Annotated in this window: 13 protein-coding genes; 10 read left to right on the top strand and 3 right to left on the bottom strand. The window is 70.5% G+C overall.

Going from position 1 to position 15,757, the window contains the following annotated elements; translation table 11 throughout:
* Nucleotides 1-19: 19 nt before the first annotated feature.
* On the bottom strand, nucleotides 20-1,453 hold the full coding sequence (locus tag ABZ815_RS21450; protein ID WP_357700441.1) for an LCP family protein: 1,434 nt from the start codon (nucleotides 1,451-1,453) through the stop codon (nucleotides 20-22).
* A 145-nt stretch (nucleotides 1,454-1,598) separates the two neighbouring features.
* On the bottom strand, nucleotides 1,599-1,829 hold the full coding sequence (locus tag ABZ815_RS21445) for a hypothetical protein (RefSeq protein WP_357700439.1): 231 nt from the start codon (nucleotides 1,827-1,829) through the stop codon (nucleotides 1,599-1,601).
* A gap of 382 nt (nucleotides 1,830-2,211) precedes the next feature.
* On the opposite strand from ABZ815_RS21445, the gene ABZ815_RS21440 reads away from it, so the two are divergent.
* The 10 genes from ABZ815_RS21440 to ABZ815_RS21395 all read left to right on the top strand — a co-directional run bounded on the left by ABZ815_RS21440 (nucleotide 2,212) and on the right by ABZ815_RS21395 (nucleotide 15,296).
* Nucleotides 2,212-2,976 (top strand): ATP-binding cassette domain-containing protein, encoded by a 765-nt coding sequence (locus ABZ815_RS21440; protein WP_357700437.1) that lies wholly within the window; start codon nucleotides 2,212-2,214, stop codon nucleotides 2,974-2,976.
* Between the two features lie 11 nt (nucleotides 2,977-2,987).
* Nucleotides 2,988-3,749, top strand: a complete 762-nt coding sequence (locus ABZ815_RS21435) for an ABC transporter permease (protein WP_357700435.1) — start codon at nucleotides 2,988-2,990, stop codon at nucleotides 3,747-3,749.
* A 17-nt stretch (nucleotides 3,750-3,766) separates the two neighbouring features.
* On the top strand, nucleotides 3,767-4,975 hold the full coding sequence (locus tag ABZ815_RS21430) for a cytochrome P450 (protein ID WP_357700433.1): 1,209 nt from the start codon (nucleotides 3,767-3,769) through the stop codon (nucleotides 4,973-4,975).
* A 275-nt stretch (nucleotides 4,976-5,250) separates the two neighbouring features.
* The gene (locus tag ABZ815_RS21425; RefSeq protein ID WP_357700431.1) at nucleotides 5,251-7,161 is read left to right on the top strand and encodes an amino acid transporter; all 1,911 of its coding nucleotides are present in this window, start codon (nucleotides 5,251-5,253) and stop codon (nucleotides 7,159-7,161) included.
* A gap of 242 nt (nucleotides 7,162-7,403) precedes the next feature.
* Nucleotides 7,404-7,493, top strand: coding sequence for a K(+)-transporting ATPase subunit F (kdpF, locus tag ABZ815_RS21420; RefSeq protein WP_357700429.1), 90 nt, complete (start codon nucleotides 7,404-7,406; stop codon nucleotides 7,491-7,493).
* Nucleotides 7,493-9,154, top strand: coding sequence for a potassium-transporting ATPase subunit KdpA (gene kdpA / locus ABZ815_RS21415; protein ID WP_357700427.1), 1,662 nt, complete (start codon nucleotides 7,493-7,495; stop codon nucleotides 9,152-9,154). Before kdpF ends, kdpA begins: the two co-directional genes overlap by 1 nt.
* Before the next feature lies 1 nt (nucleotide 9,155).
* Complete coding sequence (kdpB, locus tag ABZ815_RS21410; protein ID WP_357700425.1) at nucleotides 9,156-11,261, top strand: potassium-transporting ATPase subunit KdpB; 2,106 nt, start codon at nucleotides 9,156-9,158, stop codon at nucleotides 11,259-11,261.
* Complete coding sequence (locus tag ABZ815_RS21405) at nucleotides 11,262-12,086, top strand: potassium-transporting ATPase subunit C (RefSeq protein ID WP_357700423.1); 825 nt, start codon at nucleotides 11,262-11,264, stop codon at nucleotides 12,084-12,086.
* A gap of 1 nt (nucleotide 12,087) precedes the next feature.
* Complete coding sequence (locus ABZ815_RS21400) at nucleotides 12,088-14,631, top strand: sensor histidine kinase KdpD (RefSeq protein WP_357700420.1); 2,544 nt, start codon at nucleotides 12,088-12,090, stop codon at nucleotides 14,629-14,631.
* Complete coding sequence (locus ABZ815_RS21395) at nucleotides 14,628-15,296, top strand: response regulator (RefSeq protein WP_357700417.1); 669 nt, start codon at nucleotides 14,628-14,630, stop codon at nucleotides 15,294-15,296. Before ABZ815_RS21400 ends, ABZ815_RS21395 begins: the two co-directional genes overlap by 4 nt.
* Before the next feature lie 22 nt (nucleotides 15,297-15,318).
* Here the strand turns inward: ABZ815_RS21395 and ABZ815_RS21390 are convergent, their stop codons facing one another.
* Entirely contained in the window at nucleotides 15,319-15,744 is a 426-nt protein-coding gene (locus ABZ815_RS21390) for a YbaB/EbfC family nucleoid-associated protein (RefSeq protein WP_357700414.1), read from the bottom strand.
* Nucleotides 15,745-15,757: the final 13 nt, after the last annotated feature.

Genomic DNA, 15,757 nt, shown 5'->3' with positions numbered 1-15,757 from the left:
GCCTGTGGGCCTGGATCGACTAGGCCGCGCAGGAGTCCGACAACTTCCCCGACGACGCCATCGCCGTCCTGGTGGGCCTGGCGGACGGCGTACCGGACGGCGTGCTCGACGGTCCCGCGGACGGCGTTCCCATGGCGACGGGGGCGCGGTGCGAGCGGGCGATGGCCTTGCGGACGTCGGCGCGGATGCGCGGGAAGTCCGGATACGCCGGGTTGTAGCGTGGCGGGACGATGGACAACGTCCCGACCCGCCCGCCCTTGACCTTGTCGGCCAGCGGCACCAGGTCCTGCAACAGCCCGCGCGGGATGTCGGTCCTGAACGTCTGCCGGGCCGCGCCGGCCAGCTGCTTGAACTTCAGCAGCACGGTGGCCGGGTCGAGCTGGTCGAGCATGGCGGAGATGACGCAGTGCTGGCGCCGCATCCGGGCGTGGTTGTCGCCGCCGGCGCAGCTGGAGCCGTCATGGTCGCGCGCCCTGCCGTACCAGAGCGCGTCGTTGCCGTTCAGCCGGCGGGTGCCCGCCTTGATGACGCCACCGTCGCTGCGGCCGACGCCGTAGCAGATGTCCTGCTCGACGTGGATGCGCACGCCGCCGAGCGCGTCGATCAGCCGGGCCACGCCCCACATGTTGACCAGCACGTAGTAGTCGATCTTGAGGCCGAGGATCTGGCCGACCGCGCCCTTGACGGCCTCCGGCGCCCGGGTGGGGGCGTTGTGGAACAGCGCGGGATGGGTGTCGGCGTAGGCCCAGACGCCGTTCAGCAGGTCCTCCGACCCGCGGCCCGCCCCCTGGACGTAGAAGCCCTTGGGCGGCGGGAACAGCCTGCCCATCACGCTGTCCTTGGGGAAGGGCGCGTTCTCCATCTCCCTGGGCAGCGCGAACAGCACGGTCTCGCCGGTCCTGACGTCGATGCTGGCCACGTTGAGGCTGTCGGTACGGATGCTCGTCCCGGTGCGGCCGCGTGCGCCGTCGCCGCCGAGCAGCAGGATGTTCACCCTGGTACGTCCGGCCCAGGGGTCTTCGTGGTTGATGGGGGTGGGCTCCGGGGCGTCGAACACGTCGGTCAGCGCCGCGTCCATCTGCGACACCGTCTGCGAGGCCACCACGAACGGCGACACCACGGCCACGACCAGCAGCAGCGCCAGGCCGTCCGACCAGATCAGCCGCCGCCGCGGCCGCAGCACGGTGTACGAGGCGACCACCAGCAGCCCCCACGCGACGCCGACGCCGATCGCGCCGCCGCCGATCGCCTTGGCCCAGGTCGCCTGCGTCGCCACGGCCCAGCCGCCCGCCGAGATCGTCACGGCGGCCACCGCGACGCCCGCGGCCAGGAACAGCCCCAGCAGCGCCAGCCCGAGCACGCGGTACCCGGCCCGCAGATGGGCCGCGCCCGGAATCACGATCGACAGCGCCGCCCAGCCGATGGCTGCCCCCGCGCCCCGCTTGGTCCCCATGTGCCCTCATGATCTCTGTGCCACCCGACCCCGAGATCATAGATTCGGGCCTAATTGCCCATGTGCGCAACTTTTTGACTAAATATCCACCCGAACCCCCCACCCCCCGAGCTCGGCCGACGGCCACGAGCCCGGGGAGAAGGCGTCAGTCCACGTACGCCCACAGGTCGTAGGTGGAGGAGCCCGGGTAGCTCTGCGGATAGTGCGTGCTGCACCACCAGGTCTGCCAGCGTCCGTTCTCCTGGCCCGAGCTGCCGAAGGAGAGGCAGATGTCGTAGGGCAGGTTGGTGTAGACGACCTGGAGCGTGGATGTGGCGTGTGCCGGCGTACTCGTGGCCAGGACAGGCGCCAGGGCGGTGACCGCGACAAGCGCCAAGGCGGTGATTCTGCGACGCACCAGCTCTCCCCTCGTGAAGGTGTGAGAAGCGATCACCGTGAATTGCACGACAGGGCTCGCCCCCACCGCAAGATCGGCCCTCGACAGACCGCGGCGACCAGCGCGAACGTCTCGGAGGCGGTGAAAGGTTCATTTCGTCCTGACATCCGGCGGGTCCGTGGCGGCGCCGTGTCAGCACGACGTCGGCGCCGTGTCAGCGCGCCCGACGATGCTCTACGCATGAACAGCTCACCGGGCACGGCACTTGCACATCGGCCTCGGCTATTCAGCGTTGCTAAGTACCGCTAGTCCGTGTCACTATGTAGCAGTACTCAGCAGTGCTAGGTAGATGGCGAACCGGAGAAGAAGGAGGGACCGTCCGATGACGGCACAGCCGGTCCAGGCGATCCGCGTGCGGGGCCTGGAGAAGTCGTACAAGGAGCTGCACGTCCTGCGCGGCGTGGACTTCGAGGTGGCGCGGGGCAGCATCTTCGCCCTGCTCGGCTCCAACGGAGCCGGCAAGACCACGATGGTGAAGATCCTGGCCACGCTGCTCAAAGCCGACGCCGGCACGGCCACCGTCAACGGCCTCGACGTCGCCAAGCAGGCCGCGGACGTGCGCGAGTCCATCAGCCTGACCGGCCAGTTCGCCGCCGTGGACGAGATCCTCAGCGGGCGGGAGAACCTGGTGCTGGTCGCCCGGCTGCGGCACCTGAAGAACCCGGGGAAGATCGCCGACGATCTGCTCACCCGGTTCTCGCTGACCGAGGCGGGCGGGCGGAAGGTGGCGACGTACTCGGGCGGCATGCGACGCCGCCTCGACATCGCGATGAGCCTCATCGGCGACCCGCCGGTCATCTTCCTCGACGAGCCCACGACGGGGCTCGACCCCCAGGCCCGCATCGAGGTGTGGCAGGCCGTCAAGGAGCTCGCCGGACGCGGCACGACGGTGCTGCTCACCACCCAGTACCTGGACGAGGCCGAACAGCTCGCGGACCGGATCGCGATCCTGCACGAGGGCCGGATCATCGTCAACGGCACCCTCGCCGAGCTCAAGCAGCTCCTCCCGCCCGCCAAGGTCGAGTACGTCGAGAAGCAGCCGACCCTGGAGGACGTCTTCCTCACCCTCGTCGGCACGAAAGCCTAAGGACAACCACGATGAGCAAGCACTTCTTCGGTGACACCACCGTCCTGCTGGGACGGTCACTGCGCCACATCACGCGCAGCCCGGACACCATCATCACGACCGCGATCATGCCGATCGCCATGATGCTCATGTTCGTCTACGTCTTCGGCGGCGCGATCAGAACAGGGTCGGACTCGTATGTGAACTACATGCTGCCCGGCATCCTGCTCATCACGGTCGCCTCGGGCATCGCCTACACCGCGTACCGGCTGTTCATGGACATGAAGGGCGGCATCTTCGAGCGTTTCCAGTCGATGCCGACCGCGCGCTCGTCCGTGCTGTGGGCGCACGTGCTGACCTCGCTGATCGCCAACCTGATCTCCCTCGTGGTCGTGATGCTCGTCGCCCTGCTCATGGGCTTCCGCTCGGGGGCCGGAGTGCTCGCGTGGCTGTCGGTCGCGGGCATCCTGATCCTGTTCACTCTGGCGCTGACCTGGATCGCCGTCATTCCCGGCCTGTCGGCCAAGACCATGGAGGGCGCGAGCGCGTTCTCCTACCCGCTCATCTTCCTGCCGTTCCTCAGCTCGGCGTTCGTGCCCACCGACACCATGCCCACCGTGGTGCGGGTCTTCGCCGAGAACCAGCCGGTGACCTCCATCGTCAACGCCGTCCGCGCCCTGTTCAGCGAGCAGCCGGTCGGCAACGACATCTGGATCGCCCTGGCCTGGTGCGTCGGCATCCTCGTCGTCGCCTACTTCTTCGCCATGAACACCTACCGCCGCAAGATCTCCTAGGACGTGAAGGAACGACCATGACCGACTCCCTCCACACCCTCGCCTCCATGCCGACCGAGCGCCGCCGCGGCTGCCCGTTCGACCCGCCCGAGGCCCTGGTCGAGGCCCGCGAGCACGGCCCGATCAGCCGCTTCACCTTCCCCAGCGGCCACGAGGGCTGGCTGGTCACCGGCTACGACCTGGCCCGGTCGGTCCTGGCCGACCCGCGCTTCAGCTCCCGCAAGGAGCTCATGGTCCAGCACCCGCTGATCGACTACGGCGACATCGAGGTGCCCCCGGCGCCGCCCGGCGAGTTCCTGCTCATGGACGAGCCGCAGCACAGCCGGTACCGCAAGCCGCTGGTCGGCAAGTTCACCGTCCGCCGCATGCGCCTGCTGACCGAACGCGTCGAGCAGGTCACCGCCGAGCACCTGGACGCCATGGAGAAGGCCGGCACCCAGGCGGACCTGGTGACCGCGTTCGCCAAGCCCATCCCCGCCGTCGTCATCTGCGAGCTGCTCGGGGTTCCGTACGAGGACCGGGGCTTCTTCCAGGAGAACATCGACAAGTTCCTCGGCGGGGAGGTCGGCGACGACGAGCTGATCGCCGCCTACCTCGCGACCCAGCAGTACCTCGCCCAGCTCGTCGCCGCCAAGCGCGCCAACCCGACCGACGACGTGCTCAGCGACCTGCTCGACAGCGACCTCACCGACGAGGAGCTGCAGGGGATGGCCCTGATCCTGCTGTCGGCCGGGTTCGACACGACCGCGAACATGCTGGCGCTGGGCACGTTCGCGCTGCTGCAGAACCCGGACCAGCTCGCCGCGCTGCGCGACGACCCCGGGCTCGTGGACGGCGCCGTGGAGGAGCTGCTGCGGTACCTGAGCGTCGCCAAGCAGTTCCACCGGGTCGCGCTGGAGGACGTCGAGCTGGGCGGCCACACCGTCAAGGCCGGTTCGACCGTCATCCTGTCCCTCAGCACCGCCAACCGCGACCCCGAGCGCTTCCCCGACCCGCACACGCTCGACCTGCGCCGGCAGAACGGCGGCCACCTGGCCTTCAGCCACGGCATCCACCAGTGCCTGGGGCAGCAGCTCGCCCGCGTCGAGATGCGGGTCGCCTTCCCCGCCCTGCTCAACCGCTTCCCCACGCTGAGGCTGGCCGTACCGGCCGAGGAGGTCGCCCTGCGCCCGGAGACCGCCGACATCTACGGGATGAAGAGCCTCCCGGTCGCCTGGGACGCCTGACCCCCGACCGGCGACGCCGGGCGACGGCGAAAAGGCGGTCCCTCCCCCTTGATGCGTTGTGCTGGATGGACATTTCCATTCGGATGGAGGCGTCATGGGGGCGGGTCGGCCACTGGAGTTCCGGTCGTCCCCGAGCGCTGAACTCCAGGCCGAACGGCCCCCGTCTCCCTACGCATCCATACGTTTTCTTGACGCCCTGACTCGGCCAAACCCCCTCAAACCGTCGCTAGGGTGCGATGCGTATTTACGCGGCCTTGACGGGGGGATGACCGGAAATGGTGCTGGCGAAACGGCCGGCGGCTACGGAAGGAACGCTGCGTTCCTGGCTCCTCCAGGGCCTGCAGACCGACCGCGGGCAGATCGAGCACGGCCCCCATGTGAAGCACCCGTGGTGGCGGGTCATGTGCCTGACCGGCGTCGACTACTTCTCCACCCTGGGCTACCAGCCCGGCATCGCGGCCCTGGCGGCCGGGTTCCTGTCGCCCCTGGCCACCCTGTTCCTGGTCGCGCTCACCCTGCTGGGCGCGCTGCCGGTCTACCGCCGGGTCGCCGCCGAGAGCCCGTACGGCCAGGGCTCGATCGCGATGCTGGAGAAGCTCGCCCCGCAGTGGTGGGGCAAGATCTTCGTCCTGGCGCTGCTCGGGTTCGCGGCCACCGACTTCGTCATCACCATGACGCTGTCGGCGGCCGACGCCACGGCGCACATCCTGGAGAACCCCTTCGTGCCCGACTTCCTGGCCGGGCGGCGGGTGATCGTCACGCTCGTGCTGCTGGCCGCGCTCGGCGGGGTGTTCCTGATGGGCTTCAGCGAGGCGATCGGCATCGCGGTGCTGCTCGTCCTCGTCTACCTCGCTCTGAACGCGGTCGTCGTCGCCACCGCCCTCACCCGGGTCGTCCAGGCGCCGCAGGTGGTCGTGGACTGGCAGCGTGCCCTGAACCTCGACTTCAGCAGCCCGCTCACCATGATCGGGCTGTCGTTGCTGGTGATGCCCAAGCTGGCGCTCGGCCTGTCGGGGTTCGAGACCGGCGTGGCGGTGATGCCGGTGGTCAAGGGCGAGGTCGGGCAGCGGATCAAGGGCACCAAGCGGATGCTCACGGTCGCGGCGTCCATCATGAGCGTGTTCCTGATCTGTTCCAGCTTCGTCACCACCGTGCTGATCCCGCACGAGGAGTTCGAGGAGGGCGGCAGGGCGAGCGGCCGGGCCCTGGCCTATCTGGCGCACGGCTACCTGGGCGACTGGTTCGGCACCGTCTACGACGTCTCCACCATCACGATCCTGTGGTTCGCGGGGGCGTCGGCCATGGCGGGGCTGATCAACCTGGTGCCGCGCTACCTGCCCCGCTACGGCATGGCCCCGGAGTGGACCGGCGCGGTCCGTCCGCTGGTCCTGGTGTTCTCCGTGATCGCGTTCGCCATCACGATCATCTTCGACGCGGACGTGGAGGCCCAGGGAGGCGCGTACGCCACGGGCGTGCTGGTGCTCATGTTGTCGGCGGCGGTCGCGGTGACCCTGTCGGCGTACAAGAAGGGGCAGCGCGGGGCCACGGCCGGCTTCTCCGTGATCACGGCTGTGCTCGTCTACACGCTGGTCGACAACGTGATCGAGCGGCCGGACGGCGTGAAGATCGCCTCGTTCTTCATCGCGGCCATCGTCGTCACCTCGCTGATCTCCCGCGCCACCCGCTCCACGGAGCTGCGGGTGACCGAGGTGCGCCTGGACGCGCTGGCCGAGCAGTACGTCAACGACGCCTGCGGAGACCTCCACCTGATCGCGAACGAGCCCCACCAGCGCGACCAGGACGAGTACCACGACAAACTACGCGAGACCTGGCTCAACCACCGGCTGCGCAGCTCGGAGCCGGTGCTGTTCGTGGAGGTCTCGGTGCCGGACGCGTCCGAGTTCGAGACCGAGCTGCACGTCAGGGGCGAGGAGCGGTACGGGCACCGGATCCTCACCATCGAGAGCTCGGCCGTGCCCAACTCGCTGGCCGCGCTCCTGCTCCACCTGCGCGACCGGACCGGCTCGGTGCCGCACATCTACTTCCACTGGACCGAGGGCAACCCGGTCGTGGCGATGCTGCGCTACCTGGTCTTCGGCGGCGGGGACGTGCCGCCGCTGACCCGGGAGGTGCTGCGCCAGGCGGAGCCGGACCTGGAGCGCCGCCCGCACGTCCACGTGGGCTGACGCGCCGCGCGGAGGGGTCCGCGTATGGATCGCGTGAAGAATCGGGCCGCCGCCGTAGGGAAGCCGTCAAGAAACGCCAAACGGGGCTTTTCCCGGGTTTTCCTTGGTCTGGAACCGCTCATTCCGGGCGGTAAGGAAATGTTCCAGAGCTGAGGAGTGGGGATGGCAGACGTCATCTTCGTCGCCCTGACGATCGCGGTCTTCGTGGTCTTCGGGCTCGTGGTGAAGGCGGTGGAGCGCCTGTGAGCGCGATCAACGCCACCGGTCTCGTGGTGGCCGCGGCCCTGGTGATCTTCATGGTCGCCGCCCTGCTGTTCCCGGAGCGGTTCTGATGAGCACGACCGTCGCAGGAATGATCTTCATAGCCTCGCTGATCGCCGCGCTCGCGCTGGTGCACAAGCCGCTCGGCGACCACATGTACCGCGTCTACTCCACGACCAGGCACAACGCGGTCGAGCGCGGGATCTACCGGCTGCTCGGGGTGCGCGCCGACGCCGAGCAGAGCTGGCCGGTCTACGCGCGCGGCCTGCTCGCCTTCTCGGTCGTCTCCGTCCTGGTCGTGTACGGTCTCCAGCGCCTTCAGGACAAGCTGCCGCTCAGCCTGGGCATGGAACCGGTCACCGGTCACATCGCCTGGAACACCGCGATCAGCTTCGTCACCAACACCAACTGGCAGGCCTACTCGGGCGAGTCCACGATGGGCCACCTGACCCAGATGGCCGCCCTGGCCGTGCAGAACTTCGTCTCGGCGGCCGTCGGCATGGCGGTCGCGGTCGCCCTCGTCCGCGGGTTCGCCCGCCGCAGGTCCGGCACGATCGGCAACTTCTGGGTCGACCTGGTCCGCGGCACGCTGCGCATCCTGCTGCCGATCGCGTTCGTCGGGGCGCTGGTGCTGGTCGCGGGCGGCCTGGTGCAGAACTTCTCCGGCGTGCACGAGCTGACCACGCTGACCGGCGGAACGCAGGGCATCACCGGCGGCCCGGTGGCCTCCCAGGAGGTCATCAAGGAACTGGGCACCAACGGCGGCGGCTTCTACAACGCCAACTCCTCCCACCCGTTCGAGAACGCCACGAGCTGGACGAACTGGTTCGAGATCTTCCTGATCCTGGTGATCCCGTTCTCGCTCACCCGCACCTTCGGCCGGCTGGTCGGCCAGGTCCGCCAGGGGTACGCCATCCTCGCCGTGATGGGCGTCCTCGCGCTGACCAGCGTGATCCTCACCAACGTCTTCGAGCTGTCCGGGAACGCCACCGTCCCGCAGGCCGTGGGCGCGGCGATGGAGGGCAAGGAGCTGCGCTTCGGGGTGTCCAACTCGGCCACCTTCGGCGCGGCGACCACGCTCACCTCGACCGGGGCGGTGAACTCCTTCCACGACTCCTACACGCCGTTCGGCGGCATGATGACGATGGTCAACATGATGCTCGGCGAGGTCGCGCCCGGCGGCGTCGGCTCGGGCCTGTACGGCATGCTCATCCTCGCCGTGATCACCGTCTTCGTGGCGGGCCTGATGGTCGGCCGCACCCCCGAGTACCTGGGCAAGCGTATCGGCGCCCGCGAGATCAAGCTCGCCTCCCTGTATTTCCTGGTCACCCCGGCCCTGGTGCTCATCGGCACCGCCGCCGCGATGGGCTCGGCGGAGCAGCGAGCGGGCATGCTGAACGGCGGCCCGCACGGCCTGTCGGAGGTGCTGTACGCCTTCACCAGCGCCTCCAACAACAACGGCTCGGCCTTCGGCGGCCTGACCGTCAACACCCCCTGGTACGACGTGGCGCTCGGCCTGTGCATGGCCTTCGGCCGGTTCCTGCCGATCATCCTGGTGCTGGCCCTGGCCGGCTCGCTGGCGGCGCAGTCGCCCGTCCCGGAGGGCGCCGGCACGCTGCCCACGCACCGGCCGCAGTTCGTCGGCATGGTCGTCGGCGTGACGGTCGTCCTCGTCGCCCTCACCTTCCTCCCGGCACTCGCGCTCGGCCCGATCGCAGAAGGACTGTCCTGACATGTCAACCCCCGTACTGGACAAACCCTCCCCCGCGCGCCGGGACGGCCGCGTGGGCGGCGGCCTGCTGGATCCCCGGCAGCTCGTCAGGTCCTTCCCCGACGCGGTCAGGAAGCTGAACCCGGCCACGTTGTGGCGCAACCCCGTCATGCTGATCGTCGAGGTCGGCGCGGTGTTCACCACCGTCCTGGCGGTCGTCGAGCCGTCGTTCTTCGCCTGGGCGACCGTCGTGTGGCTGTGGCTGACCGTGGTCTTCGCCAACCTGGCCGAGGCCGTCGCCGAAGGGCGCGGCAAGGCGCAGGCGGCCACGCTGCGCAAGGCCAAGACCGACACCCAGGCCCGCCGCCTGCGCGCCGGCGGCGGGACCGAGTGGGACCGGGTCGGCGCGCCCGACCTGCGGCAGGGCGACCTGGTGGTGGTCGAGGCCGGCGAGGTCATCCCCGGCGACGGCGACGTGGTCGAGGGCATCGCCTCGGTGGACGAGTCGGCCATCACCGGCGAGTCCGCGCCCGTCATCCGCGAGTCGGGCGGCGACCGCTCGGCGGTGACCGGCGGCACGAAGGTGCTCTCCGACCGGATCGTCGTCAAGATCACCCAGAAGCCCGGCGAGAGCTTCATCGACCGCATGATCGCCCTGGTCGAGGGCGCGAACCGGCAGAAGACGCCGAACGAGATCGCGCTCAACATCCTGCTGGCCGCCCTGACGATCGTCTTCCTCGTCGCCACCGTGACCATGCAGCCGCTGGCGATCTACTCCAAGCAGATCAACCCCGGCGTCCCCGACTCGGTCGCGCTCGATGCGAACGGCGTCACCGGCATCGTGCTGGTGTCGCTGCTGGTCTGCCTGATCCCGACGACAATCGGGGCGCTGCTGTCGGCCATCGGCATCGCCGGCATGGACCGCCTGGTCCAGCGCAACGTCCTGGCCATGTCGGGACGCGCGGTCGAGGCCGCGGGCGACGTGTCCACGCTGCTGCTGGACAAGACCGGCACGATCACGCTGGGCAACCGGCAGGCGGCCGAGTTCGTCCCCGTGGAGGGGATCGGCGAGCAGGAGCTCGCCGAGGCCGCCCAGCTCTCCAGCCTCGCCGACGAGACCCCCGAGGGCCGCTCGATCGTGGTGTTCGCCAAGGAGCGGTACGGCCTGCGCGAGCGCGAGATCCACGGCGCCGAATGGGTGCAGTTCACCGCGCAGACCCGCATGTCCGGCGTGAACCTGGACGGTCGCGAGGTCCGCAAGGGCGCGGCCACCGCGGTCATGAAGTGGGTGCGCGACAACGGCGGCCACCCCACCGACGACGTCGGCCACATCGTGGACGGCATCTCCGCCTCCGGCGGCACCCCGCTGGTCGTGGCCGAGCGGGGCCGCGTGCTCGGCGTCATCCACCTCAAGGACGTCGTCAAGCAGGGCATGCGCGAACGCTTCGACGAGATGCGCCGCATGGGCATCCGCACCGTCATGATCACCGGCGACAACCCGCTCACCGCCAAGGCCATCGCCGACGAGGCCGGCGTGGACGACTTCCTGGCCGAGGCCACCCCCGAGGACAAGCTCGCCCTGATCAGGAAGGAGCAGGAGGGCGGCCGCCTGGTCGCGATGACCGGCGACGGCACCAACGACGCCCCCGCCCTGGCCCAGTCGGACGTCGGCGTGGCCATGAACACCGGCACCTCGGCCGCCAAGGAGGCCGGGAACATGGTGGACCTGGACTCCAACCCGACCAAGCTCATCGAGATCGTCGAGATCGGCAAGCAGTTGCTGATCACCCGGGGCGCGCTGACCACGTTCTCGATCGCCAACGACATCGCCAAGTACTTCGCGATCATCCCGGCCATGTTCGCGGCCGTCTACCCGGGCCTGGACGCGCTCAACGTCATGCGCCTGGCCAGCCCCCAGTCGGCCATCCTGTCGGCGGTCGTCTTCAACGCGCTGGTCATCGTCGCGCTCATCCCACTGGCCCTGCGCGGAGTGCGCTACCGGCCCTCCAGCGCCTCCAAACTGCTCTCCCGCAACCTGTACGTCTACGGCCTGGGCGGCATCGTCGCCCCCTTCGCCGGCATCAAGCTCATTGACCTGCTGATCCAGTTCCTTCCGGGGATGTCATAAATGGAACGCCTGCCAAGCTGGGTCCGCCAGCACCTCGCCGCCCTGCGCGCCGTCGCCGTCCTGACCGCGCTGCTCGGCGTCGTCTACCCGCTGGTCACCACCGGCGTCGCCCAGGCGCTGTTCAACGGCCGGGCCAACGGCTCGATCGTCGATGGCGGCCACGGCAGCGCCCTGATCGGCCAGTCCTTCACCGACAAGGACGGCAACCCGGTCAGGACGTACTTCCAGTCCCGTCCCTCGGCCGCCGGCGACGGCTACGACCCGACCTCGTCGGGGGCGAGCAACCTCGGTCCTGAGGACGTCGTGGACACGCTGCCGGGCGCGGGCGGGGAGGGCAGGCAGTCGCTGCTCACCCGGGTCTGCGCCCGTTCCAGGGCGGCCGGCGAGCTGGAGGGCGTCAGCGGCGCCCGCCCGTACTGCACGGCCGACGGGGTCGGCGCGGTGCTGAAGGTCTTCCCCGGCCGGGTCGTCAGCGTCAACCAGGCGTGCCCCGCCGTCCCGTTCGTCGCCTCCTACCAGGGCGTCACGGTCGAGTGCGGCAGGCCGGGTGAGGACTACTCCGCCGGGCGGACCGTGCCCGTCAGGGGGAACGCCAGGGCGGTCGTCCCCGCCGACGCGGTCACGGCCAGCGGTTCCGGTCTCGACCCGCACATCTCGGTCGCCTACGCCGAGCTCCAGGCGCCCCGTGTGGCCAGGGAGCGCGGCCTCGACCTCGCCCGGGTCAAGGGGCTGATCGGCGAGCACACCACCGGCCGCGTCCTCGGCTTCATGGGCGAGCCCGCGGTCAACGTGCTCGAACTCAACCTCGCGCTCGACAGGGCGTGAGGTGAGGGGCCGGCTGCGGGTCTACCTCGGGGCGGCGCCCGGGGTCGGCAAGACGTACGCGATGCTCGGCGAGGGCCGCAGGGCCCACGAGCGCGGCCGGGACGTGGTCGTGGGGTTCGTCGAGACCCACGGCCGGGCCCGGACCGCCGCCCTGCTGGAGGGCATGGAGATCGTCCCCCGCCGGACGCTCGTCCACCGCGGCGCCACCTTCACCGAGCTGGACGCCGACGCCGTGATCGCCCGCCGGCCGCGGGTGGCGCTGATCGACGAGCTGGCCCACACCAACGTGCCCGGCTCGAAGAACGCCAAGCGCTGGCAGGACATCGACGACATCCTGGACGCCGGCATCGACGTGATCTCCACGGTGAACATCCAGCACCTGGAGTCGGTCAACGACGTCGTCCAGGAGATCACCGGTGTGCCGCAGCGCGAGACCGTGCCCGACGAGGTCGTGCGCCGGGCCGACCAGATCGAGCTGGTGGACATGTCGCCCGAGGCGCTGCGCAGGCGGATGGCCCACGGCAACGTGTACGCCCCCGAGAAGGTGAACGCGGCGCTGTCGAACTACTTCCGCGTCGGCAACCTCACCGCGCTGCGCGAGCTGGCGCTGCTGTGGGTGGCCGGCAAGGTGGACGACCAGCTCGACCGCTACCGCGCCGACCACGGCATCGCGACCACGTGGGAGACCCGCGAACGCGTCGTCGTCGCCCTGACCGGCGGCCCCGAGGGCGACACGCTGGTCCGGCGGGCCGCCCGCATCGCCGCCCGCACCAAGGGCGCCGACCTGCTCGCGGTGCACGTGACCAGCGCCGACGGGCTGGCCGGGGCCGACCCGGGCAGCCTGGCCCGCCAGCGCACACTGGTGGAGGACATGGGCGGCACCTACCACCAGGTCGTCGGCGACGACGTCCCCCGGGCGCTGCTCGACTTCGCCCGCGGCGTCAACGCCACCCAGCTCGTCCTCGGCGCCTCGCGCAGGGGGCGGTTCGCGCAGATCTTCTCCCGCGGCGTCGGCGTGGAGACCACCGCCCGGTCCGGCTCGATCGACGTGCACATGATCACGCACGAGGAGGCCAAGAAGGGCCGGCGGCCGGGCCGCTCGCGCGCCGCGCTCACCCGCGCCCGCCGCACGACCGGCTGGGTGCTCGCGGTGGCCGGGATGCCGCTGCTGACGGCCGCGCTGTGGCCGTTCCGGGACCTGCTGTCGCTGCCCAGCGAGATCCTGTTCTTCCTCTGCCTGACCGTGGGCGTGGCACTGGCCGGCGGCATGTGGCCGGCCATCACCGCGGCCGTCGGCGGGTCGCTGCTGCTCAACTGGTTCTTCACGCCGCCGGTCGGGGAGTTCACCATCGCCGCCCCGGAGAACCTGTTCGCGCTGGTCGTGTTCCTGCTGGTGGCGGCGGCGGTGAGCACGATCGTGGACATCGCGGCCCGCCGCACCCGGCAGGCCGCCCGCGCGAGCGCCGACGCCGAACTGCTGTCCACGCTGGCCGGGCACGTGCTGCGCGGCGAGGCCGCCGTGCCGTCCCTGCTGGAACGCACCCGCGAGACGTTCGGCCTGAGCTCGGTCACCCTGCTGGAACGCCGGCCCGACGCCGCCCACACCCCCGACGACCAGTCGGACCCGGACGTCTGGCGGATCGTCGCCACCTCCGGCGGCGCCCCCTCCACCTGCCCCGGCCAGTCCGACACCGACGTCGTCATCGGCGAGGACCTGGTCCTGGCGGCCAAGGGCGGCCCGCTGGAGGCCTCCGACCGCGCGGTGCTGGAGGCGTTCGCCGCCGAGGCCGCCGTCGCGCTGCGCCAGGAACGCCTCCAGGAGGCGGCCGAACACGCCCGCCCGCTGGCCGAGGCCGACCGCATGCGCACCGCGCTGCTGGCCGCCGTCAGCCACGACCTGCGTACGCCGCTCGCCTCGGCCAAGGCCGCCGTCGAGAGCCTGGGCAGCACCGAGATCGCCTGGTCGGAACGGGACCGCTCGGAGCTGCTGGCCACCGCGGAGGAGTCGCTGGACAAGCTGGACCGGCTGGTGGCGAACCTGCTGGACATGAGCCGGTTGCAGGCGGGCGTGCTCGGGGTGAGCGCGCAGCCCCTGGCACTTGAGGAGATCGTGCCGCGGGCCATCGACGACCTGGGCCCGCTCCAGGAGCGCATCGACGGCGACGTCTCCGTCGAGCTGCCCGACGTCCTGGCCGACCCCGCGCTGCTCGAACGCGTCCTGGTCAATCTCATGTCCAACGCCGTGCGCTACAGCCCGCCCGGCCGGACCGTGCTGATCACCGCCAGCGGGCACGGCGACCACGTCGAGATCCGGGTGATCGATCGCGGCCCGGGCATCCCGCCGGAGGCGCACGACCGGGTCTTCCAGCCGTTCCAGCGGCTCGGCGACCGCGACAACCACTCCGGCGTCGGGCTCGGGCTCGCCCTGTCACGCGGGCTCGCCGAGGCCATGGGCGGCACGCTCGTACCCGAAGAGACGCCTGGGGGCGGTCTGACCATGATCCTCACCCTGCCCGTCGCCACCCCGCGGAGGACGACCCGGTGACCCGCATCCTCGTCGTGGACGACGAGCCGCAGATCCTGCGCGCCCTGCGCATCAACCTGGTCGCCCGGCACTACGACGTCACCGTCGCGGCCGACGGCGCGTCCGCGCTCAGGGCCGCCGTCGACGCCGCCCCGGACCTGGTCATCCTCGACCTGGGCCTGCCTGACCTGGACGGCGTGGAGGTGATCCACGGCCTGCGCGGCTGGAGCGGCATCCCGATCATCGTGCTGTCCGGCCGGGCCGGGAACCAGGACAAGATCGAGGCCCTGGACGCCGGCGCCGACGACTACGTGACGAAACCGTTCGGCATCGACGAGCTGCTGGCCCGGGTGCGGGCCGTGACCCGGCGCACCGCCATCCAGGAGGCCGAGCTGGCGAGCATCCGGATCGGCGACCACGTCATCGACCTGACGAACAAGACGATCTCCGGCGACGTCCGGCTGACGCCGACGGAGTGGCACATCCTCGACCTGCTGCTGCGCCACCCCGGCAAGCTGATCAGCCAGCGCCGGGTCCTCACCGAGGTGTGGGGCGCGACGTTCGTCAAGGAGACCCACTACCTGCGCCAGTACATGGCGCAGATCCGCCGCAAGCTCGAACGGGACCCGTCCCGGCCGGTCCATCTGATCACCGAACCCGGGATGGGTTACCGCTTCAGACCCTGACCGCGGACGTGCCGCCGCCTGGTCAAGGGCGGAGCAGGGCGCGGACCCGGTCGATGGTCGCGGCGGCGCGTTCCAGGTTCTCCTGGAGGGCGCCGGTCGCGGCGCGCAGGTGCTCGGCGACGAGCCGGCGGTCGGCCAGAAGCGCGTTGCCGCCGAGAAGGGCCTCGGTCCTGGCGCGTTCCTCGGCTTCGGCCCGTTCCCGCGCCTGCTGGATCAGGTCGAGGATCGTCCCGGCGAGCCGGCCGGAGTCCAGCCGCATGGCCCGCGGGTCGAGGCGCAGGTCCCGCACGCCCGCCGCGCAGCTGTACTCGACGCTCACCCAGCCGTCCCGGGACTCGGCCCGTGCCGTCGCGGCCTCGCCGGGCGGCCGTCCCAGCAGGCCGAAGAGGCGGTCGGCGTCGGCCGCGAGCCGCTCGGGGTCGATCCCGAGCTCTTCCTCGAAGTTCATGGACGCTCCCATT

This window comes from Nonomuraea sp. NPDC047529 (assembly GCF_040642995.1).
Lineage (GTDB): Bacteria > Actinomycetota > Actinomycetes > Streptosporangiales > Streptosporangiaceae > Nonomuraea.
This window is presented reverse-complemented; position numbering and strand designations above follow the sequence as displayed.